Source organism: Psychrobacter sp. UBA3068 (genome assembly GCF_002366815.1).
Taxonomy (GTDB): Bacteria; Pseudomonadota; Gammaproteobacteria; order Pseudomonadales; family Moraxellaceae; genus Psychrobacter; species Psychrobacter namhaensis.
Window position 1 is genome coordinate 1 of record NZ_DFBY01000008.1, and the last position, 23,504, is coordinate 23,504.

Below are 23,504 nucleotides of genomic sequence, written 5' to 3' on the forward strand. Positions count from 1 at the left end.
GGCAAGATCGCGAAGAATCATTTACAGCGTCAGTTTCATGCAGATGGGCCACATAAGCGCTGGCTTACAGATATTACTGAGTTTAAGGTCGGTGATCATAAGTTGTATTTATCACCCATACTTGATTGTTATAACAATGAGATTGTCAGTTATACGCTCTCAAGAAGGCCAACTTATGATTTGGTGAGTCAAATGCTAGATTGTGCATTAACAAAAACTAAAACGTGTCGGGATAAGAGGTTAATGCTGCATTCAGATCAAGGATGGCATTATCAAATGAAACCGTTTAGCACGACGCTTAAACAGAATGGCATTAAGCAAAGCATGAGTAGAAAAGGCAATTGCTTGGATAATGCGCTGATGGAGGGGTTCTTCGGTACATTAAAGTGCGAGACTATTTACATTGAGAAACCAAAAACGATTGAGCAGTTAGAGCAACAAATCCATGAGTACATTCATTATTACAACCATGAGCGTATTCAATTGAAACTAAAAGGACTGAGTCCTGTGCAATACAGAATTCAGTCCTTGGGGTAAACTAAACCGTCCAAGTTTTGGGGGTCAGTTCAAGTTAGGCGCTTTTTTAGGACTTAACGTTTATTAGACCTGTAGGCTTAAACATTTTGACACAGCGAATCATAGTCTGAATGGAAGCCGTATACTTTATAATTCAAACGCGCTTTCAATCGCATCATCAAGACGTTCAACGGCAATCACATTAATCCCTTTAAACTGGGGCGAGTCCTTAGCAGGCGCATTGGCCTTTGGGATAATGGCGTGTTTAAATCCATGCTTCATGGCTTCCTTTAAGCGCTCCTGACCGTTGGGTACTGGGCGAATCTCACCTGACAACCCGACTTCACCGAATACAGCCAATGAAGACGGTAATGCCCTCTCTTTAATACTTGACGCACAGGCCAGTAATACGGCTAAATCCGATCCTGTCTCAATGACCTTAACACCGCCAACCACGTTGACGTATACATCCTGCCCACTGGTATGGATACCACCGTGGCGATGCATCACTGCCAAGAGCATGGATAAGCGTTGAAAGTCTAGGCCTAGGGCCATCCGTCTTGGTTGCCCTTGAGAATCATCAACTAACGCTTGTACCTCGACCAGTAACGGCCTGGTACCTTCACGGCTAACCATAACAACGGAGCCTGCAACAGGCTTATCATAGCGGCTTAAAAATATAGCCGATGGATTAGCGACTTCTTTGAGCCCCATATCAGTCATGCCAAAGATACCTAGCTCGTTAACTGCCCCAAACCGGTTCTTGACCGCACGAATCATCCGAAAACGAGAGTCTGATTGACCTTCAAAGTACAGTACTGTATCGACCATATGTTCAAGCACGCGAGGACCTGCTAACGTGCCTTCTTTAGTGACATGACCCACTAAAAACAGCGCTGTGCCTGTTTGCTTTGCATAGCGGGTCAAAATCGCAGCCGACTCTCGAATTTGACTGACACCGCCTGGCGCCGAATTAATCGCATCCGTATAAATAGTCTGAATAGAGTCAATAATAGCAATGGCGGGCTGCTCTTGAGTCAGCGCGGCACAAATAGTCTCGACATTGGTTTCTGCCAGCACTCGAAGCCTATCAGCAGGCAAATCTAAGCGCTTAGCACGCATGGCAACTTGTGCAAGTGACTCTTCACCCGTCACATACAACGCGCTACCTGCCAATGAATCAGCACGTGCCATATTGGTCGCTGTCTGCAACAAGATGGTCGACTTACCAATACCAGGATCACCCCCTATTAGCACCACGGAACCCGCAACCAATCCACCACCAAGTACCCGATCAAATTCACTGATACCCGTTGGCAAGCGTGTGTCGAGCGTTACACTGACCGCATTGAGCGGCATGACGGCACTGTGCGTACCAGAATAGTTACCAGCAGGAGTACTAGCACTACGAGTGGTCGCACGACTGGCATTAGGTTTGGCTGTACTTTTATTATGATGCGGCATACTGACATTTGGCGCTTCCACTAAGCTGTTCCATTCTCCGCAGTCTGTACACTGCCCCGCCCATTTACCAAAATGAGCCCCGCAATGTTGGCAGACATAGCTGCTTTTATTTTTTGCCATAACATATCAGCCTTATTCAGATGATCAATCAAGAATAATGAGTAGAGTATCGTGATGTTTTGATGGATGTTAATTTGAAAGTGTTTGTATGATAAACCAGCCTTCAGGGTGACAGGCTGTATTCTATAGAAAGGGAAGCATGGAACATAAGAAAAACGATGGTAGCTAACATTAACGTGCAGGCTTAATTTAAAACCTCATGTCAGCTATCAGCATACATATAAGCGTGAGAACGGTTTTGATGGGCAGGCTTATACTTGAAAATCTTTACCTAAATAGACAGACTTCACCAGATCATTCTCTAAGACTTCAGATGAAGTTCCCTCAGCAATAATGGCGCCTTCTGAGACAATATAAGCTTTCTCACAAATAGCCAATGTATCACGAACATTATGATCCGTAATCAGCACACCAATACCACGATTTTTAAGGGTCAAAATAACATCTTTGATATCGCCAACAGAGATAGGATCAACACCCGCAAAAGGCTCGTCTAACAAGATAAACTTGGGGTCAGCTGCCAAGGCACGAGCAATCTCACAACGACGACGCTCACCACCTGACACACTCATACCCTGAGATTTTCTGACATGCTCTAAATGGAACTCACCAATTAATTTTTCAAGCTCTTGCCGCTGTTCGCGCTTACTCAATTCTTGACGAGTCTCCAAAATAGCCAAAATATTGTCTTCGATAGATAACTTACGAAAAATAGAGGCTTCTTGCGGCAAATAACCAATACCGGCCCGAGCACGCTCATGCATCGCATATTTTGACAAGTCCATCTTCCCTAAGGTCACACGTCCCTTATCCATATTAACCAACCCAACCACCATATAAAAGCTGGTCGTTTTACCGGCACCATTTGGCCCTAACAGCCCAACAACTTGACCTTGCTCAACAGAGAAAGAAACATCCTTAACTACCCAGCGTTTACCATAGCGTTTGCCTAGATTTTGCATCGATAATCGGACGGCAGGCACCGTATTGTTACTGGTTGCTAAGGAGTCTATATTTTTATTATCACTCATAACTTACTCATACTATTGCAAAATTCAAGCACCGACACATTCATACGGTCTTATTTGTCTATTAATCACTTACCAACTGGGTTTTTAACGTATGCTCTTTTGGCTACTACTATTACTGGGTGGAAAGACCAACTCTACACGCTGATTACCACCAGCAGTCGCTTCGACATCACCGGCTTTTAGACTGTAACGAATAACGTTACCCGCAAAACTTGCGCCATTTTGCACCAACTTAGCATTCCCGGTCAGAGTCACGATGCCAGTCACTGCATTATAGTCAATTTTATTTGCCTGACCTTTTGCTAAACCTTTTTCTTGAGTGACGACTTGCTGCATAGTAGCTGGGCGTCCCGTCGCGACGGCCGAATTAATACTACGCTGCGGCGACAAATTGACCGTGATATTATCCGCGGTCATCTTAAACGTACCTTGAGTAATAATGACGTTGCCTGAGTAACTGGTAATACCTGTACGCTCACTATAAGTGGCTTTATCCGCCAACAGCTTAATCTCTTGATTGGCATCTGACGGTAGAGCATGGCTATACAATGGCAACGCTAACAACATAACCATCGGCAGCGCGTGCAATCGAGGTAAGCGACACGACGTTAGATTTGAGCGTATCAATGATGGGCACAAAGTAAGCAAAAATTTAGATTTCATAAAAGTTACTCGTTTTATAATAGGTAGTAGGGCTTGCACACGTCATACTAACGGTTGTTTTTAGCACGCTTTTTAAGTACAGACTTGGTAAGAATACTTAGGCTCAGAACAATGCTTTATCTTGACGGTCAGCTGGGGTGAAGGCAACCGCCACTTGACCAAACTCATACTCCCCTGTTTCAAGGTTGGCGGTCATACTAGAAGCTTCAAACCGATTCATCCCTTGTTCAATCTTCACAGGCTCTTCACTATATACCTGCCCTGATTTGGTATTGCCTTTTAGAGTACTTCCAGTCACTTTTATTGGCTCAATATCTGGCGTGTTTTTACTGCCTTCACTGACCAGTGAAAAACCACCTGACAAGCTAAGCTCACCCGTCTGCTGACTAATAGCCGCACTACCCGCTTCAATACGATAGCGCTGCTCTGCTGATGGCTCCCAATTCATGGTGATCCCTGACATCTCATCCAAATTGGTCTCTGGGTTGTGCGTCAACGATTCAGCGGTCAGCTCATATTCAGTCTCACCTTTCTCGTTAGTCTGTACCGCACTGATATCTGTGGCTTCATAGTCCACATCCGTCGTCTCCATGCTTACTGGTGGTGATATCTTTCCTTGCTGCTGAAAGAACCAGCCGGCAATACCAGCAATAATCAAAGCAAGGACTATTAACACACGAGTATTCACGACAATTTATCCTGAGTTTTTGCTTCATCAAGCGTATGGTGCGCGATAAAGTCTTGATAGTGGCCATGACCCTTTAGAATCAGATCACATATTTCGCGTACAGCACCAGTACCCCCTGTACGGGTAGTCACCATGTCACTGCGCTTGATCACTTCGGCGTGCGCATTGGGCACTGTCGCAGCAAATCCTACCGTTTGCATCGCTTTAATATCTGGCAGATCATCACCCATATACGCACAATCAGCTGCCGTAATACTAAGCGCAGGATCAAGGCTAGACAGTAGCTCATTTAAAGCAATAAGCTTATCATCACGACCTTGTACCACATAATCGACACCCATTTCTGCGGCGCGCTTATCCACCATCGCGCTACGACGACCTGTAATAATCGCCGTCAAGATACCGTAACGCGCCAAAGATTTCACCCCAACGCCATCATGAACAGAAAATGCTTTGGTCTCGATACCATTGCCGTCATAAATAATTTGACCATTCGATAAAATACCGTCAACATCCATGACCAGTAGCTTTACTCGTCCCGCTTTTTTTATTAAGTCTTGCATCAGTTATCTCTTATTATATTAAAGGCTATTTTTTAAAATAATAGTTACTTCACACCAGCTTTTAGCAAATCATGTACGGTGATGATCGCCTCTAAGCGACCCTCGTCATCAATAATCAACAACTGACTGATCCCACTTTCATTCATCACACTAAGGGCATCTGAGGCGCGCATGGTCTTACTAACATGGCGCGGATTTCTCACCATAATTTCACGCATCGGTGTTTGCAGGTCGATACCTTTTTCCAAACCACGACGTAAGTCACCATCTGTAAATACTCCGACGACTTTCTCATTGTCATCGGTCACCACGGTCATACCCAAACGTCCAGCAGACATAGTAAAGAGTGCTTCTTGCAAGGGCGCTTGCTGATGAATCAGAGGTAAGTCTTCAGATTTCGTATGCATCAAATCCTCAACTCGTGTCAGTAGCTGACGGCCTAATGCACCTGCTGGATGCGACAAGGCAAAATCCTCTGACGTAAAGTTGCGTGCGTGCACCAAGGCCACAGCTAATGCATCTCCAAGAGCTAAAGTCGCCGTCGTACTCGACGTTGGCGCAAGGTTCAGCGGACAAGCTTCTTGTGATTTACCAAGGGTTAATACAATGTCAGCCGCGTGTGGTAGCATGCCTCGCTTATCACGGCTAATACTAATCAGCGGAATATCTAAACGTTTAACGACAGGCAATAGCATTTTTATCTCATCTGACTCACCAGAGTTAGAGATGGCAAGCAAAACATCGCCCTTTACCAACATACCCAAATCACCATGTCCTGCTTCGCCAGGATGCATAAAAAAAGCGGGCGTGCCCGTAGAAGCAAACGTCGCGGCTATTTTTCGCCCAATCAAGCCTGACTTACCCATACCAGTGACCACGACTCGTCCCTGACAAGCCAAAATCACATCGCAAGCTTGCGCAAACCTATCGTCTATCTGCTCGGTCAATAACGATAACGCCGCTATCTCAGTATTAATCGCTTCGATGGCGGTACTTATGAACTGCTCATGGGTTACATTGATTTGGGTATTACTCATGAATTCGCTCTGTTTTTATAATGAATCAAGACAACATTTTACTATACTCTGTCTTATATTAATAATAATCTGCGTACACGATACAGCAGATGACCAATGATTAAGATTAGATCACTATTATATGTAAAGGTTACTTGATATAAATGTTACTTGCTGAGCGGTTGCAGCCATTTAGACAAAAAAAACCTACTCTAGAGCAGGTCTTGATCGAATCAGTTATGTCTCAACGATGCAACGCACCTCTATTACGCGTTCAATTATCTGTCATTGTTATCATTAGAGCCGTCACTTGATTTGTCTTCAAAGCGAGTGCTCTCTACTGGCGACTCAAACCCACGATCTTGACCAAAGCCGCCACGCTCAAAGCCACGTTCCTGACTTTGTCCGAAGCTACCACGCTCAAAACCACGCTCTTGACCTTGACCAAAGCCGCCACGATTAAAGCCACTACGATTAGAGGCAAAACCACGATCTTCAAAACCGCCCGTACCAGCTGGATTGCTACCACGCTCAAAACCACTACCTTGATAGCCTGCTGGGGCGGCGCTCTGAGTTTGGGTGCCAGTCCCTGTTGTCGTACTACGGGGGTTGCGCGCTGGAACGACAGTGGAAATGGCATGTTTGTACACCATTTGGCTGACTGTGTTTTTAAGTAAGACTACATACTGATCAAATGACTCAATCTGACCTTGCAGCTTGATACCATTAACCAAAAAAATAGAAACAGGAATGCGATCTTTGCGCAGCGAGTTCAAGAACGGATCTTGTAAAGTTTGTCCTTTTGACATGAAATCTCTCCTAAATATTATATAATTATATTTTAAGCGCCAATTATTTTAAGTGGTCATTTAATTATACTGGCTAAAGATAGATACAATAATAAGTGTTCTTTTTAAAACGTATCTAAATACATACTTATTGTTCTTAAGGCAGTCCACTTTATCGTGAATACGTTATTATTGTAAATGATTAAGTAACTACTTGTTTCATTAGCTATTTTATCAACAAACGTCAATTAATAATGACTAGAAAATAGCTGATCTGACATCAGGCCAACTACTTTAATAGATTGGAATTATAGCAGTTGTCTACATTATACTTTGAAACTAATTGTCATTAATTTCTTATGGGTTTATAAAGCACTTTTTACATCACAATCTTTATATACTCGGCTTTAACGGTCACTGGCTTTTATTGTAGATGCGCTCTTGCCTGCTCCATCGTACTAACTTCCTGTATCGACAAAGCTCTGTTTATAGCGTGGCTTTCATTACTAGAGCTGTCATTACTGGATATATCAGATAGCTTTGTGACTTCTACGGCAGCACTAGGACTAGGCAGTTGGATTATTTTTCGTAACCAAGTGTACTGGCGCTTTGCCAGCTGCCTTGTAGCATATAATGCCTTATTTTGCATTTGCTGACAAGCAAGGGCCTCGGTCTGACTGTCAGACATCATTGACTGAGCTTGTAGATCAAGCGTACTGCTTGGTTTTATTTTTTTATTTATTGACCCTTCAAGCTCCCCAAACGCGTTATAAAATTGAGCTTTATCTAGATGGGGTTGTTCAAATATGGGGTGTTTAATGTGTACTAGATACTCTAATACTTGCCGATAGCCAACGCAGCGCATAGAAGGTAAGTTAGGCGTTAACGGATATTGTTCAAGTAGGCGTATGACCTCCGCCACCAACCCTTCAGACCACATGATATCTAAACGCTGCTCAATACGCTCATGCAGCCATGGACGATCAGGCATCACCGCTAAGGCATGCCACTGCTGATTGGGATTGTGTGCTAACGCGCGTTTTGGTTGACGCTGCCAGTCACTTATGGGGGTTCTTGTTTGCAAATAGACTTCAACCGCACGAGTAATACGCTGGGTATCGGTTGCATTTAGGCGCTGATGGCTGATCGCATCCACGTCACCAAGATAATCATAAAGCGCACCGATACCCTCATCTTGTCGCCATTGCTCTACGTGTGCACGAGTGCTGTCATCACTATCAGGCACAGGCGACAGCCCGTCAAGTAGCGCCATGTAATACATCATAGTACCGCCCACAAGCAAGGGAATCTTGCCATTGTGGTGGCAGTCATCAATCAGGCGCGCAACATCACTGACGAACTCAGCAACACTATAGCTTTGCATGGGGTCAACAATATCGACTAAATGATGGGGGTAACGCTCAAGCTCAGCGGCCGTCGGTTTGGCCGTACCGATATTCATATCACGATATATCAGCGCCGAATCTACGGATATTAGCTCATAACGCCCTGTATCATATAACTCATAAGCCAAAGCGGTTTTACCACTGGCGGTGGGTGCCATCAAACACACCACACTGTTCTCCGCCATATGATGAGATAAGCTATCAGACGACTGTCTCATGGGATTGCCTTTCATATTATTTATATTGTGGAGTAAATAGAAACTGATCTAGAGACGCGCTTAAGAGCATTTAGTGCGTGTCTGACAGCATGAGCGCTACCAATCGATTGCTGTCTATGTTTTTAATGGCATGCTTAAACAACAGCTCTTTAATGTCTGTGTTAAACGCCCTCAAATCTTGTCCTGACATTTGCGCGCTTACGATGGCAAGCTGCCGATTAATCTCTCTAGCACCATTCACACTATTGGACATTTTATCTTTTTTAAATATCTCGTTACTCACTACCCTGTTACTAAACACACGGGATTCAAACAACCCACTGACCTTCAATCGCCAAACGTCTGCACTAATGAGTAGGCACTGTCCTTCACTATAAAACAATAGCCATGGGCGCGTCTTTTCACCTTCATTGTCCTCCTTCATAAGAGGCTCAGACACTGATTCATCCAAGCTAGCAATGATATCTAAACAGTGTACGCCTATTGTTTCTATCAATGAATCGTTCAAATCAGTTGGAGTGGCGGCACGCGCGGTCGTCATCTTTTGATATGAAGGCGCCTCAAAATCGGCTACTGCTTCACCCTCAGATAACTGCGTAGTGGCTGACGGCTGATAGCGGCGTTTAGGCGACTGTACTTGACCGCTTTGGACGAAACTGTGGATAGCAGAAGTCTTGGGCAAGGTTGTATCAAGTGATTTACTGGTAGACACATGACGGTTGGGTAATGTTGTCTCTGGCTGAACCGCCATTTCTGTCGCACTGAACGCTTTCAACTTTGAACGAAGCGCATGGTTTAAATGTGCCATGACATTATTGAGCGGACTTATTTTAATGCGTTGTTTGGATGGGTGCACATTGATGTTAAGCCAATGAGTGGGCATATCAAAATAGAGCGCATAACCCATGCCAGTGAGCTGCGCGCCTTGAGCCAATTGGCGGAGCTGATTGCTGATTAACGCTTCTTTCACCAGCCGACCATTTACATAGATCAACTTTGGCAGGCTCTCTTTTTGGTCACGCATAGGCCATAACCAACCACTAATACCTGCGGGGTGATTAGCGCTTTTATTGTTGTCATACTCTGATAATGGCTGGGTTAGGCTAGATAAGTCAACCGCTACTTCAATCGCGTTCTTTGTCAAAGCGCTACCTATCGCCTGCTCAAGGCGCGCTAAAGACAGACGGTTATTATGTTCGTTATGGGTGGTACCAGCAGATAGTGACAGTCTTTTTTTATTATCGTGAAAGAGCATGAGGGTGATGTCTGCTCGTGCTAATGCTACCTCACGAACAATCGTTTCAATGTGGCCAAATTCGGTGGCAATAGACTTCAAGTTGCCTCGGCGTGCGGGCACATTAAAATACAAATCTCTTACCGTAATCGTCGTGCCACGATTGTGCACCACGGGTAACAGTGTGGGCGTCTCATCCAACACGCCAGCAACCTGTAATTGGCGGCCAATCCCACTGTTATCGTGGCTACTAGTCAGCGTCAAACGAGAAACAGCTGCCGTTGCTGCTAATGCCTCGCCGCGAAAACCCAACGTCATAATGCCATGCAGATTGGCCACATCAGCGACTTTGCTGGTGGCATGACGGGTAATCGCCATCACCATATCATCGGGGTGGATACCAACCCCATTGTCCCCTACCTCAATCATGCCCATACCACCTTGAGTAATATGAACCTCAATATTAGTAGCACCCGCATCGATAGCGTTTTCAAGTAACTCTTTGACCACCGCTGCTGGACGCGTGACGACCTCACCAGCGGCTAATTGATTGATAAGCAGCGGCGATAGTTTTTTTATGCGTGTATCAGAGTGGTTAGTGGGCATCTATAAATATCATGTGTTTCGGTATATTGCGCCTTATTTTTGATAAAAACTAAATATGGAGCGCTGACAGATCTAGCCCTTGCGCTTGCCCTACTTTCGATAGTCGCAGTGTAATTTGACGGGCTTCTTTACCATTCTCGTCATCACCTTGAGTCATATCAATAAACAAAATCGGCGGTGGTAGATAACTGTCTGCACGACTTGGCCATTCAATGATGACCAGTGCATTTGGCTCATCCAGATACTCATCAAACCCTATAAAAGACAGCTCTTCTGGATCTTGCAGGCGATATAAATCAGCATGATAGACGGGCTTGGTTGTACCATCCTCTTGCAGAATACTATAAGGCTCAACCAACGTATAAGTTGGACTTTTTACCGCATCTTTATGTCCCAGCGCCTGTAACCAATAGCGCGTCAGGGTGGTCTTACCTGCACCCAAATCTCCTGCCAGCCAGACACTACCGCTCAAGGACAAAGCGGCCAACTGGCTAGCCAAGGCTTTTGTATCGTCTTCAGAATGCAGTGTCAGTGTTTGCAAGCTGCTTTCGTCTTTTAAACTGTTGTTAGGCATCTGGCTGCACCTGCATGGTCACTGATGGGTTCACAAAACGCTCACCGCGAATCAACTTGGCATATAGCTCAGGATCATGCCACTCCGCACAAACTTGCTCGCTAAATGCAAATTCCTCTAAAGTCAGTTTGCCCATTTGCTCATTGGCAACATCATCAGCAAAGCACTGGGCATAACCCGTTGCGGTTTCGTGTGCAATTACCGAATAAACGCTAACGTCTGTCTCACCGTTTTGCATTTGGGTTTGTTTTAGAATTTCTTGTGCCCAAAAGAATATCACTCGTGAAAACTGCTCTGCTGATGGTGACACGGGTAAGCTTATCCAGCGTGCACTGAATTTCTTACAAGCTGCGATATACTCAGGATCGTCTTTACTCCAAAAACAGATGGCATGATCAAAGCTATCAATAATGTCTTTAATCGAGGATTTTAACAGACCAAAATCATAGACCATCTGCCCATGATCTAAGCGCTTAGCCTCAAGAATCAGCTCAATCTGATAGCTGTGACCATGGATAGAGTGTTTGCAGCGCTCAGAGCTACAGTTACGAACGATGTGAGCATTTTCAAACTTAAACAGTTTACGGATACGCATAATAATCAATCAACCAGAACAGTAAGCATCTTTGTGCTAAATAAGAGTTGGCCGCCTCTACTCATCGGCTTGTTGTTTATTATAGCAAATCGCCGTGTATCCGTAAGTAAGCACTTATGAATACGCGTATTGATTGAACGTATCAACCAGACTTATCTTTTAAACTAGGTACTGCGCGGCGCGAACATAATAATCGCCATGCCAAGCAGTGCTACCGCAGAGCCTAATATGTCCCAGGTGGTTGGCCGAATACCATTGACCGTCCATAGCCAAATAATTGCCATAACGACATACACCCCACCATAAGCGGCATACACTCTGCCTACCGCGGTTGGATGCAATGTCAGCAGCCAGACAAATGCCGCCAAACTAAGCGCGCCAGGTATCAGTAGCCATATAGACTTACCTTCTCGCAGCCATAGATAAGGCAGATAACAACCGACAATCTCTGCTAGTGCCGTCAATGCAAAAAGTCCAACTGTCTTTAACTCAGGCAAAGCCGATTACTCCTCAACTGTGATAACACCCGTCAGATACTGTACGGCGTTGCCAGAAATAAACACTCTATCGCCTACAACCGCACAGTCTAGAACCCCGCCTCGACTTGAGGCTTGATACGCAACCAACTCATTTTTCTCCAAACGCTCGGCCCATAACGGTGCAAGTCCAGTATGTACCGACCCAGTTACGGGATCTTCATCGCCACCATTCGCTGGCCAAAAATAACGTGAAATAAAATCATAGTTTTTGTATTCAGTAGATTTAGCCTGACAAGTCACAACCACATCGTAAGGCGCTAGCTGCTTTATCTTCTCATTATCCCGAACGACGTTTAACACATCCGACTCAGCGTTATAAATGACAAAGTACGCTTGATTATTTCTGTAAACATCAACAGGCACAACAGAAAGGCCAGATAATAGACTATCAGGAATGCTATCAACTTTTTCAGGCATCTTGTTTGGGAAGTCCATTTGGATTTTTCCAGTCTCTGTTTGTACGATTGTCAAAATACCAACCGCTTTGGCCGAAAACTTGATAGACGCCGCCGTAGGGTTCTTCTTAAACAAAACAAAGGCTGATGCCAACGTCGCATGACCGCAAAAAGCAATCTCGGTGGAGGGTGAAAACCAGCGAATGTGATAGATTCCTTTATCGTCATCAGCAACGATAAAAGCGGTTTCAGACAGATTGTTTTCAAAAGCAATAGACTGCATTAAATCATCACTTAACCAACCATCTGTGATAATAACCGCAGCAGAGTTGCCTTTAAACACAGTGTCAGTAAAGGCATCGATGACATTAACTTCTAATTGCATTTGATAGTCTCGTTTTAATTGTTTGTAGTGTGATATGAGTTATTACTGGGGAGCTGGTGAACTTATAGACAAAAAGTTTACGATAACAATAGTCTTCACTGGACTGATGATAGATAGTAGCAAAAACACAATCATGCCGCATTGAAAAATTATAATCCTAGTGAGGGGTGATATTCGAATACTATCAGCCAAGAAAAAAGCCTATCCATAACAGATAGGCTTTTTTATACCTAAGACAATTTTACTTAAATATCAAACTCAAGTGCTCTATCACCTTCGCTGTCTTTGATACGCGTTGGCAAGCCAATCTTATTGAGCAGATTGATAAAGGGCTTGGCATCAAGCTCTTCGACGTTGACCATCTTACCTGCATCCCACTCGCCAGTCGCGACGAGCATGGCAGCGGCGACAGGTGGCACGCCTGCGGTATAAGAGATACCTTGGCTACCAACCTCATTATAAGCGTCTTTATGGTCGGAGACATTATAGATAAACACCTCAGTCTCAACGCCATTAATCTTGCCTTTCACCTTGTCACCGATGCAGGTCTTGCCAGTGTAGTTCGGTGCCAGCGAGCTTGGGTCTGGTAGTACTGCTTTGACGACTTTTAACGGAATCACTTCTTGGCCTTCAGCGGTCATCACAGGCTGCTCAGACAATAACCCTAGGTTTTGTAGCACGGTAAAGACATTGATATAGTGCTCACCAAAGCCCATCCAAAAACGAATGTTTGGCACATCCAAATTAGCTGACAAGGAATGCACTTCATCATGACCACTTAGGTAGCTGTTTTGCACACCAACCACTGGCAAATCGTCAGTACGTTTGACTTCAAACATCTTATTAGACTGCCACTTGCTGTCCTGCCACGAGTAAACCGTACCGGTAAATTCACGGAAGTTAATCTCAGGATCAAAATTGGTGGCGAAATATTTCCCGTGACTGCCAGCATTAATATCAATGATGTCAATGTCCGTCACCGAGCCTGCATCCATCATGTCATAGCCAAGACGTGCATACGCATTGACCATACCAGGATCGAAGCCTGCGCCTAAGATAGCCGTGACATTATTATCCGCACAGCGATCGCGACGTTGCCATTCATAATTACCATACCATGGCGGCGTCTCACAAATCTTGCGTGGATCTTCATGGATAGCGGTATCAATATACGCCGCGCCTGTCTCGATACAAGCTTCTAGTACCGTCATATTGATAAATGCCGAACCGACATTAATGACGATTTGAATACCTGTGTCTTGAATCAGACTTATTAGCGCTTCGGTGTCCATCGCATCAACTTGATGCGTGTGCAACACGGCAGGCTCTTTGAAGCTATTTTTCTCTTTCACACTTTGAGCGATGGCATCGCACTTGTCTTGCGTACGTGAGGCGATATGAATCTCGCCAAGCACATCATTATGCATCGCACACTTATGCGCGACTACTTGAGCGACACCGCCTGCTCCGATGATCAGTACGTCTTTTTTGTTGGGCTTAATTTGTTGGTTTGTGTTCAATGAACAATCCTCCTTTGTGTCCCTGTCGATACCATTGATTGCGGCTATGCAAAACAGAAACGAGTGAATGATATGCGTGAATTAAAAAGGAAGACCGAGGAAAACCCACGCACCCGTCGAGCAAATAACCCTCTCGTATTTGCCCGACGCGATTATAACAATTTTTATTCCCTTATCGGTAAAAAATAATGCAGAAAAGACACCTGCATTACATCCACCCTTCATTAATCCTAAACCTTTGTTTTTAATAGGTAAAAAACTATGAAAGCTGAATACTAAGACAAACTGGCTTTATAGTCTTGATAATTAAATTCGCGCTGAATATCAAGGCTGCCATCTAGGCGACGGATAACAATTGCCGGCATGTTGACCCCGTTAAACCAGTTTTTCTTAACCATGGTATAGCCTGCCGCATTGCCAAACGCGATTTTATCGCCTATTTGCAAGTTAGCGGGTAAGGCATATTCACCAAAGATATCCCCTGCCAAACAAGAGCGACCATAGATGATTGTATTGTCTGATACATCCGCTGTCTTATTCATATCGACAGGTGAGATACTCATCGCTTCTTCGTTAATCGCAGCAATGGGGGCGGACTCGCGATAAATCAGCAAATCAAGCATGTGCGCCTCAATAGAGGCATCAACGACAGCCAAGTTCTTGTCGTTGTGCATGGTGTCTAACACGGTAGTGATCAGTGAGCCCGCACCATGGATACTCGCCTCCCCCGGTTCAAGGTAGACCTGCACGCCATAGGTTTCGCTAAAATCTTTTAATCTTTTAGCAAGTTTCTCTAGCGGATAGTCAGGAGCGATAAAGTGAATGCCGCCGCCCAAACTGACCCAGTCAAGCTGCTGCAAAACATCACCAAATCTGTCTTCAATATCGGCCAAGCTCTTGCTAAAAGCCTCAAAACTGTCATTCTCGCAGTTGTTATGAATCATCACACCCGTAATATCACCAAGCACCGCTTTAATCTTATCTTTGTTGTGCTCACCCAGACGGCTAAAAGGACGAGCAGGATCAGCAATGATGAATGACGAATTGCTGGTTTTAGGGTTCAGTCGCAGACCTATTGGTATATTTTGCGCCGCAGCTTGATCTTTAAAAGCGTGCAATTGCGAGATTGAGTTAAAGATAATTTTATCGGCATAGCTCAGTACTTCAGGAATTTCATCTGCGCTATACGCGACACTATACGCATGCGTTTCTTTTTTATTTTGGCCACGCTCTTCGCCTTCATTATTGGTATTATTACCAAAGGTCTCATGACCCAAACGTACTTCATTTAATGAAGAGGAGGTCGTGCCGTGCAAAAAGGGACTCATAACATCAAACACGCCCCACGTGGCAAAACATTTGAGCGCCAGCAGTGCTTTAGCGCCTGACAGCTCGCACAGGCGAGCGATAATCTGCATATTGGCAACGATTGCCGCCTCATCCAGTAGATAATAAGGCGTTGCCGGCAATGATAAACGAGGGGTGTTTACTGAGTTTTTTGGATTCATAATAGGTTACCTAATAGTCGCTGTCGGCGTCATGACAGACATAAATATTTGCGCTATAGTAGACTAAATCCATCATAATTAGAATATGTTATGTCATTATCAACTGATTATTCCACCGCCAGCAGTCAAGAAAATTTATCGCAAATTGATCCAAAAAACATTCCTTTAGACCATCTGAATCCTGATGCTCGGGCGGTCTTGGATTTTTGGTTTGATAAAGACAATGAACCATATTGGTTTGCCAAAAATGATCAATTTGATCAGCAGATACATGATAAATTTGGCACAATTTGGCAGGCGGCAAAACAGGGTGAGTGCGTAACTTGGCGCAACGCAGAAGTCTCAAAAGACAGTAACAGCTCAATCACCGCTTTGGCTGGGCGCTTAGCAGAAATTATTGTCTTAGATCAGTTTTCACGTAACCTACATCGCGGTCAAGCGTGTGCCTTTGCGCAAGACAATATGGCAGTAGTATTGGCACAAGAAGCTGTCCAACAGCCGCATTTTGATACACTACCGATGGAGTGGCGCCAGTTTATCATCATGCCGTTTATGCACTCAGAATCACTGTGGATTCATGAGCGGTATCTGCCCCTGTTTGAGCAGCTACAAGACGCTGTAACGCTGGACTTTGAACACCGTCACAAAGATATTATCGAGCAGTTTGGACGTTATCCTCATCGTAATGACACGTTGGACCGCGAGTCAACTGACGAAGAAGAAGCCTTCTTACAGCAGCCAGACTCGTCGTTTTAGTCTTGTAATTACGAGGATAAGATTATTAAAAATTCCGCGCTATTGATATATTGATAGCTGGCTGTATTTGCTTTAACAATTAAAGTAGCTACTTAGGCTATTTAAAAAAGAACCAACATCAATTTGACGTTAGTTTTCAAGCGCCTTTCTTACGGGCGCAAAACTACGTCTGTGCGCAGTTAGTACGCCATACGTCCCAATGGCTTCCATGTGTGCCCGTGTCGGATAACCTTTGTGTTTGGCAATGCCATATTCTGGGTGCTCGGCATCAAGGACATACATGGTTTTATCGCGACTTACTTTTGCCAAGATACTGGCAGCTGCAATACTGGTATGACGCGCGTCACCCTTCACCCAAGCTTGGCAATCAATAGCCGATTTTTTTATGCCTATTTCATCAAGCAGGGCATAATCTAAATCAGGGCAACGATTGCCGTCATACAGTACCTGAATTTGAGCATGGCGTTTCATTTGAGACGCTGTATGACTGGTTTCGATCCTATTCGTAATAAGATGCGTGACGATTTCCTCCAACAACACTTCCGTACATAAACGCATGCCAAGCATCGTCGCTTGCAAGATATTGACCTGATCAATCACCGCAGCTGGTATCTCAGCGACGACACAGCCAATAGCGTGCTGCTGAACCAAGGGATAAAGAACATCACGCTTTTTTTCACTCAACTGCTTAGAGTCCGTCAGTATAGACAATGGCGTATTTTTGAGGGGCTGCCTCTCAATCAATCCTGACCACGCCGAAGGTAATATAGCAGCAGCCACATTGACACTACCTAATAGCGGTCCGCGCCCTGCTTCATCAACGCCAACCTGTAGCGGTGTTTGCTCCCCGCTCTCTTCTGGATTGACTAAATACTGAGCGCGCAGCTCAGAGATATTCAGTTGACCCGACAAGTGGATGGGCGCTGCCAGTTGGACATATTGTCCTTTGATGTCAACTTGCTCAATACTAACGTCAATTGGTGTCATACAATTTTCTATCAAGGGCGGATTACTCATAGCGTTGGGGTGTCTTTTTATTCATAGAACAAGCGTTTATTAGTAGAACGGAATAGATTATGTGCCATTGCACATTAGGCTTTATGACCACCTTGAATAAACCATTGCTCAATCACGCTATGAGCAGGGTCGTGGTTACTTTGCTGTTGTAGTAGTTGTTTTGTGGCTACTAGGTCTTTTAATTGCTCAGCGTAGGCACGGGGCTGCATTAAGCGCATGACCGTACGGCAAATGTTATCACCACTCGCCTGTTCTTGAATAAGTTCAGGGACGATCGCTGTGTCAGCTAAAATATTGGGCAATGCAACATAAGGCACTTTTACCAAGCGCTTCGCAATTTGATAGGTCATTTGGTTTAACTGATAAACCACCACCATCGGTCGCTCAAGTAACATCGCTTCTAACGTTGCCGTACCAGAGGCCAGCATAACGACATCAGAGGCCGCCATCGCCTGCTGACTAAAGGTTGGCTGACTATCATCATAGACCACAGCGATAGCGGCACGCAGCTGCTCTGAGCGTCGATCAATGACATCTTGGACGATATATTGATGGTTTTGATCAACGGTAGGAATGATAAAACACAGCTTTGGGTCTAACAATATAAGCTTTTGGATACCATCCAGCATCAACGGCAAAATCGCTGTGATTTCGCCGCGCCGTGAGCCTGGCATCACACAAATTAGCTGGCTGACGTCATCAAACCGTTCAATAAAAAACTGCTGCAAGCCGTCATTGTGCCAGACCAGCTCGCTACGGCGCTGATTGATAGGCGTGTCTAACAAGGTTTGATCAATAGTACGAAGTAGCGGATGACCGACACAGATCGCTGGATGGTTATGGCGCTCATAAACTGACAGCTCAAACGGGAACAAGCACAACACCAGATTGGTCGCCGCTTTAATATTATGAATACGTGACTCACGCCATGCCCAAATAGAGGGACTAACATACTGCACACAAAATATGCCTTGGGGCTTTAGCTTCTTAGACACTCGTAGATTAAAATCGGGCGCATCAATACCAATAAACCAATCAATATCAGCCGCATCAAACGCCGTTAATAGCTCACGGCGGGCTTTGAGTAAATCGGGCAGTTGCGCCATGACTTCCACCAAACCCATCACTGCCAGACGCGCTAACGGAAAAATACTTTGCAGTCCTTGCGCTTGCATCTTAGTGCCGCCCACACCCACCCAGACAATGTCATCACGTAGATTATTCATCTGCTGCATAAAGTATGCGCCCAAACTGTCACCCGACACTTCACCAGCGACGATACCTATGACGAGCGGTGTATCTTTTGATTGGAGCAATTGAGGGAGAGTCGCTGTCTCGCCGGTTAAATCAGTATGTTTATCAAAGGTATCAGAATCGGTCATGACAAGCTCTCAATATTCAAAATTACAATGAGTACAAAATTTATGTTACTTATGTTATTTAGATTATAACGTTTATGTCGTCATCATACGTGACGATGACAAAAATAGCTAAATCCGCCTATAGATTTTTTAACCCTTGACCTATGTAAGGTGGCTGATAGGTCATCGTATAGTCAGTTCAGAATAAAAGTGATACATCCGTGAATGGTATTCTACTAGTATAAATTTTCCTCGCTGGCGGTTCGCAAGCATGACAGATGCTTCTAAAATCCTTACCAGCAGAATGGTTACCTTTTTAAAGTGAATCCACTATCGTCAGCAAAATTTTCAGCCTAAAAACCGCAATCAGTCCGTTACGTTTATGCGTTAACGCCCTTAATTATAACTAAGTTTTGGTTTCGATATTCCAGTTAGCAGTCAATTAACTGCGCGACTGCCCTTGTCAACCAACACTTTTGTCCGCATAATGAATATTCCTATAAATCAGCTAGATGATATATAACCATGACAACATCAGTTACCCATAATGCAGATATTGACGACGTGAATATTGAAAAGTTCATTCCTTTGATCACTCCCGCTGAGCTAAAAACCGAGCTGCCTTTATCAGAAAAAGCGTATAACACGGTTCTAAAAGGTCGCAACACGATTCAGGACATCTTGGATGGTAAAGATAAGCGACTGTTTGTAGTCATTGGCCCTTGTTCTATTCATGATATCAAAGCCGCCCACGAATATGCCGATCGTTTGGCCGTGTTAGCCAAAGAAATCGAAGACAGTGTCTTTGTCGTGATGCGCGTTTATTTTGAAAAGCCCCGTACGACTGTTGGCTGGAAGGGTATGATTAATGACCCTGATATGAATGACAGCTTCGATATCGAAAAAGGTCTGCGTACTGCTCGTAAGTTGTTGCTGGATTTAAATGAAAAAGGCTTGCCTTGTGCAACCGAAGCCTTAGACCCTAACACCCCACAATACATGCAAGATTTGATTAGCTGGTCAGCGATTGGCGCCCGTACCACTGAGAGCCAAACGCATCGTGAAATGAGTTCGGGCTTATCGTGCCCAGTTGGCTTTAAAAATGGTACCGATGGCGGTATGACAGTGGCCGTCAATGCCATGCAAGCAGTCAAAGAAGGCCATAGTTTCCTAGGTCTGTCAGCAGATGGCAAGGTCTCTATCATCAAATCTAAAGGCAACCCTTACGCTCACGTGGTGCTACGCGGCGGCAACGGCAAACCTAACTATGATGAAACAGCCGTTGCACAAGCTGAAAACGAGCTAGCAAAAGGCAAAACCAATAGCAAAATCATGATTGACTCGAGCCATGCCAACTCAGGTAAAGATCCTTATCTGCAACCTATGGTCATCAATAATGTCGCAGAACAAATCCAAAACGGTAATAAATCCATTATCGGCATGATGATTGAAAGTCATCTAAAAGGTGGCAATCAAAAGCTAACGGCTGATTTAAGCCAGCTTGAGTATGGTAAATCCATCACCGATGGTTGCTTAGATTGGGACAGTACCGTCACGGCGCTACACAAACTACGTGATATGGTCAAAGACGTATTGCCAAATCGTTAAGCTAGATTGGCTACAAGTCAGCGCCATCAGATACTCCATAAAAAGCCCGNNCGGGCTTTTTATGGAGTATCTGATCAGTAAGTCTTCTAGGCATTAACCATTTTCCGCCTTTAGTACACTATCCAAACTTTCAAGTACGTGTTTAGAGGCAGCGTGCTTCTGCAAATCTACGAGCTTATCATGCGCCATTTGACGACGTGGCTCAGCCAATGTGTTCCATCGTGCCAGCACTTGTAATAAGCGTGAGGCCAATACGGGATTGGCATCGTCCAGCTTTTTAATCACGCTGGTATAAATGTCCAGACCTTCTTGTGTCCATAGTACCGTAGGCTGTGAACTAAAGGCGCTAATGACTGAACGCACGCGATTGGGTGTGTTCCAATCAAAGTCTTCATGCTCAAGCAATGCTTGGATAACCTCGGTACTCACATTATCAGCAGACGCTTGCACGCTAAACCATAAGTCAATGACCAAGTCATTCGCTTGAAAGCGTGTATAAAAGTCCGTCAAATACTCACTAGCATTTGCCACTTGGTGATTGACCATGGCTTTCAATGCGCCAAAGCGTTCGGTCATACAGCTGGCATTGTCATACTGCTGCTGAGCCCACTCTACTGCGCCCTTGACGTTAGCCGTCAGGGCCATGTCCAATACGACGTTGCGTAGGGCACGTGTGCCGCGAGCGTCAGCGCTATCGTCATAAGATTGCATTGGCAATTGTTTATAAAGCGCTGCCCACTGATCTTGTAGCGCCTCTGCCACTTGTTGATACAAGCCTTCACGCTGCGCTTTAATCAACTCTGGATCATAGTCTTTATGAATGGCAGACGCCAGCTCCTGTGCTGATGGAATATCAAGCAAGCGCGCAGCCAACATCGCATCATCAGCTGCTAATACGGGTAATGTTTGCGCCAACGCTTGCAAATATATATCAGGGCTGCTCTTTGTACCTTGACCTTGCAACAAAATACGATTAACGAGCATTTGGGTGACTTGCCAGCGGTTAAAACCATTGGTCTCATGTTTCAGCAAAAATGCCAAATCTTCGTCCTGATAATCATAATTCAGTTGCACAGGTGCGCTAAAGTCACGCAGCAATGACACCACAGGGTCGCTAGCTACCCCTTCAAAAACAAAGGTTTGCGTGGCTTCATCTAGCAGCAGCATACGTTCAGCCACAATGTCACCAGAGTCCTTGTCAAACAGCGCCGTCGCTACTGGAATTGGCAAGGGTTTTGGTGCCTCAAAACCGCTCACGTGACGTGTTTGCTGACTCAATGTAATGGTTAACGTTTGCGCCGCATCATCATAATCTTGGTGACCTGAGACGACTGGTGTGCCTGGTTGGCGATACCAATCGATGAACTCCTCTATTTTATCATCAGTAATACTGAGCGCCGATAAAAAGTCCTCAACGGTCACAGCTTGCCCATCATAACGGCGGAAGTACTCGTCTGTTCCCTTGCGAAAATCGTCTGGCCCCAAGGTATTGGCAATCATGCGTACGATTTCAGCGCCTTTCTCATAAACCGTCGTCGTATAAAAATTATTGATCTCAACGAAGCTCTCAGGACGCACAGGATGCGCAAGTGGCCCTGCATCCTCAGAAAACTGATGGGCACGCAAGGTGGCAACATCATCGATCCGCTGTACAGCACTCGACTGCTGATCCGCTGAAAACGATTGGTCACGGTAAACCGTAAACCCTTCTTTTAAACATAGCTGGAACCAATCCCGACAAGTGATGCGATTGCCCGTCCAGTTATGAAAGTATTCGTGAGCAATAATGGCTTTGACGCTGAAGCTACGCGCATCGGTCGTCGTCTCTGGACTCGACAACACGCAAGCGGTATTAAAAATATTAAGCCCCTTGTTCTCCATCGCGCCCATATTAAATTGGCTGACCGCGACGATCATATAGCGATCTAAATCATAGGCTCGGCCATAATTAACCTCATCCCATTCCATGGCGTCTTTTAAGGCTTGCATACCGACATCACATTTATCAATATCGGCAGACTTCGCATACAGCTCAAGCGCAACCTCTCGACCTTCGCTGGTGGTATAAACGTCTGTCAACACATCTAAATCAGCGACCACACAGGCAAACAGATAACTTGGCTTGTTAGTTGGATCATGCCAAATCGCATAGTGACGACTTGGCTCGTCCGCCACTTCACCGGCTTCGACTAAGTTACCATTGGCCAATAGCGTCGGATAGCGCTTATCCGCCTCAAGACGCGTGGTAAATATGGCCAGCACATCAGGGCGGTCTGGATAAAAAGTAATCTTCCGAAAACCTTCTGGCTCACACTGGGTGACAAACATCGTATCATCACCACTACCCGCCATATAAAAACCTTCAAGTGCGGTGTTGGTTTGCGGGCAGATGCGTACTTGAATCTCTAACGTCACTTGGTCAGGTGCGTTAACTATCGTGAGCTTACCCGCTTCTTGCTGATAGTCTCCAATAGCCAGTTGGTCGCCATTCATACTAATGGCCAGCAGCTCTAAATCTTCGCCAAATAACACGAGATCTCCGGCTGTTTGGCGTACCATTTGTAGCGTACTGTCTACCTGCGCATACGCTTCAAACAGCTTAATGTCTAAATCAACGGTTGCCACATCAAAACTTGGCTTTTGATAATCTTTTAAGTTAATTTTATGCGGGGCATGCGGTGGTACATCGGGCATTTCAGGATTAATAATTTGAGCATCGGTTTCAGCAGTAGACATATAAATTCCTATTATTATTTATGACATAAATAGTTGGGTAGTATGGTGAGCGCCATTAGCGCTAACGGCAATGAACAAAACTTTAAGCAAATTTTTAAGACGATGGATTATCAATAAACCTATAGCCCATAAACTTTTGACACACTCCCACCACTTTCGCACAGCTCAAGGGTGGGATTCTAAAAGCGTTAGCCTTT

21 protein-coding genes are annotated in these 23,504 nt (G+C 44.9%); 3 read left to right on the forward strand and 18 right to left on the reverse strand.

What is annotated here, in order from left to right; all coding sequences use genetic code 11:
- Positions 1–537, forward strand: a 537-nt coding sequence (locus B2P60_RS01550; RefSeq protein ID WP_286739039.1) for an IS3 family transposase, incomplete at its 5' end; no start/stop codon positions are given.
- A gap of 126 nt (positions 538–663) precedes the next feature.
- Here B2P60_RS01550 and radA read toward each other — a convergent pair.
- The 15 genes from radA to B2P60_RS01625 form a co-directional block, all read right to left on the reverse strand.
- The gene (gene radA / locus B2P60_RS01555) at positions 664–2,100 is read right to left on the reverse strand and encodes a DNA repair protein RadA (RefSeq protein WP_193006927.1); all 1,437 of its coding nucleotides are present in this window, start codon (positions 2,098–2,100) and stop codon (positions 664–666) included.
- A 251-nt stretch (positions 2,101–2,351) separates the two neighbouring features.
- Entirely contained in the window at positions 2,352–3,131 is a 780-nt protein-coding gene (lptB, locus tag B2P60_RS01560) for an LPS export ABC transporter ATP-binding protein (RefSeq protein ID WP_198333721.1), read from the reverse strand.
- Positions 3,132–3,215: 84 nt separating this feature from the next.
- On the reverse strand, positions 3,216–3,704 hold the full coding sequence (gene lptA / locus B2P60_RS01565) for a lipopolysaccharide transport periplasmic protein LptA (RefSeq protein ID WP_198333784.1): 489 nt from the start codon (positions 3,702–3,704) through the stop codon (positions 3,216–3,218).
- A 193-nt stretch (positions 3,705–3,897) separates the two neighbouring features.
- Positions 3,898–4,482: an LPS export ABC transporter periplasmic protein LptC gene (gene lptC / locus B2P60_RS01570; RefSeq protein ID WP_193006929.1), complete on the reverse strand. Its 585-nt coding sequence runs from the start codon at positions 4,480–4,482 to the stop codon at positions 3,898–3,900.
- Positions 4,479–5,045 carry a KdsC family phosphatase gene (locus B2P60_RS01575; RefSeq protein WP_286739044.1) on the reverse strand — a complete coding sequence of 189 codons (567 nt, stop codon included), beginning with the start codon at positions 5,043–5,045 and terminating at the stop codon, positions 4,479–4,481. Before B2P60_RS01575 ends, lptC begins: the two co-directional genes overlap by 4 nt.
- Positions 5,046–5,089: 44 nt before the next feature.
- Complete coding sequence (locus tag B2P60_RS01580) at positions 5,090–6,082, reverse strand: KpsF/GutQ family sugar-phosphate isomerase (protein WP_286739047.1); 993 nt, start codon at positions 6,080–6,082, stop codon at positions 5,090–5,092.
- A gap of 257 nt (positions 6,083–6,339) precedes the next feature.
- Entirely contained in the window at positions 6,340–6,870 is a 531-nt protein-coding gene (gene hfq, locus B2P60_RS01585) for an RNA chaperone Hfq (RefSeq protein WP_193006932.1), read from the reverse strand.
- A gap of 403 nt (positions 6,871–7,273) precedes the next feature.
- The gene (miaA, locus tag B2P60_RS01590; RefSeq protein ID WP_286739052.1) at positions 7,274–8,473 is read right to left on the reverse strand and encodes a tRNA (adenosine(37)-N6)-dimethylallyltransferase MiaA; all 1,200 of its coding nucleotides are present in this window, start codon (positions 8,471–8,473) and stop codon (positions 7,274–7,276) included.
- 70 nt (positions 8,474–8,543) lie between these two features.
- Complete coding sequence (mutL, locus tag B2P60_RS01595) at positions 8,544–10,313, reverse strand: DNA mismatch repair endonuclease MutL (RefSeq protein WP_286739055.1); 1,770 nt, start codon at positions 10,311–10,313, stop codon at positions 8,544–8,546.
- A 49-nt stretch (positions 10,314–10,362) separates the two neighbouring features.
- Positions 10,363–10,887, reverse strand: a complete 525-nt coding sequence (tsaE, locus tag B2P60_RS01600) for a tRNA (adenosine(37)-N6)-threonylcarbamoyltransferase complex ATPase subunit type 1 TsaE (RefSeq protein ID WP_286739056.1) — start codon at positions 10,885–10,887, stop codon at positions 10,363–10,365.
- Positions 10,880–11,482 carry a 6-pyruvoyl trahydropterin synthase family protein gene (locus B2P60_RS01605; RefSeq protein ID WP_286739058.1) on the reverse strand — a complete coding sequence of 201 codons (603 nt, stop codon included), beginning with the start codon at positions 11,480–11,482 and terminating at the stop codon, positions 10,880–10,882. The genes tsaE and B2P60_RS01605 overlap by 8 nt, the downstream gene beginning before the upstream one ends.
- A gap of 164 nt (positions 11,483–11,646) precedes the next feature.
- On the reverse strand, positions 11,647–11,979 hold the full coding sequence (locus tag B2P60_RS01610) for a YnfA family protein (RefSeq protein ID WP_286739060.1): 333 nt from the start codon (positions 11,977–11,979) through the stop codon (positions 11,647–11,649).
- Positions 11,980–11,985: 6 nt separating this feature from the next.
- Positions 11,986–12,801, reverse strand: a complete 816-nt coding sequence (locus tag B2P60_RS01615; protein ID WP_193006938.1) for a PhzF family phenazine biosynthesis protein — start codon at positions 12,799–12,801, stop codon at positions 11,986–11,988.
- Positions 12,802–13,046: 245 nt separating this feature from the next.
- A complete protein-coding gene (locus B2P60_RS01620; RefSeq protein WP_286739062.1) occupies positions 13,047–14,321 on the reverse strand; it encodes a saccharopine dehydrogenase family protein in 1,275 nt (424 codons plus the stop codon).
- A gap of 275 nt (positions 14,322–14,596) precedes the next feature.
- Complete coding sequence (locus B2P60_RS01625; protein WP_286739065.1) at positions 14,597–15,829, reverse strand: carboxynorspermidine decarboxylase; 1,233 nt, start codon at positions 15,827–15,829, stop codon at positions 14,597–14,599.
- A 90-nt stretch (positions 15,830–15,919) separates the two neighbouring features.
- Here B2P60_RS01625 and B2P60_RS01630 point away from each other — a divergent pair, with 90 nt between their 5' ends.
- On the forward strand, positions 15,920–16,585 hold the full coding sequence (locus B2P60_RS01630) for a DUF924 family protein (RefSeq protein WP_414706615.1): 666 nt from the start codon (positions 15,920–15,922) through the stop codon (positions 16,583–16,585).
- A 129-nt stretch (positions 16,586–16,714) separates the two neighbouring features.
- Here the strand turns inward: B2P60_RS01630 and B2P60_RS01635 are convergent, their stop codons facing one another.
- Both B2P60_RS01635 and lpxB read right to left on the reverse strand, forming a co-directional pair.
- Positions 16,715–17,572: a ribonuclease HII gene (locus B2P60_RS01635; RefSeq protein WP_286739066.1), complete on the reverse strand. Its 858-nt coding sequence runs from the start codon at positions 17,570–17,572 to the stop codon at positions 16,715–16,717.
- A gap of 104 nt (positions 17,573–17,676) precedes the next feature.
- Positions 17,677–18,984 (reverse strand): lipid-A-disaccharide synthase, encoded by a 1,308-nt coding sequence (gene lpxB / locus B2P60_RS01640; RefSeq protein ID WP_286739068.1) that lies wholly within the window; start codon positions 18,982–18,984, stop codon positions 17,677–17,679.
- Between the two features lie 504 nt (positions 18,985–19,488).
- Between lpxB and B2P60_RS01645 the strand changes: the two genes are divergently transcribed.
- The gene (locus B2P60_RS01645; protein ID WP_193006943.1) at positions 19,489–20,571 is read left to right on the forward strand and encodes a 3-deoxy-7-phosphoheptulonate synthase; all 1,083 of its coding nucleotides are present in this window, start codon (positions 19,489–19,491) and stop codon (positions 20,569–20,571) included.
- Positions 20,572–20,664: 93 nt separating this feature from the next.
- Here B2P60_RS01645 and pepN read toward each other — a convergent pair whose 3' ends face one another.
- Entirely contained in the window at positions 20,665–23,265 is a 2,601-nt protein-coding gene (gene pepN, locus B2P60_RS01650; RefSeq protein ID WP_286739072.1) for an aminopeptidase N, read from the reverse strand.
- Positions 23,266–23,504: the final 239 nt, after the last annotated feature.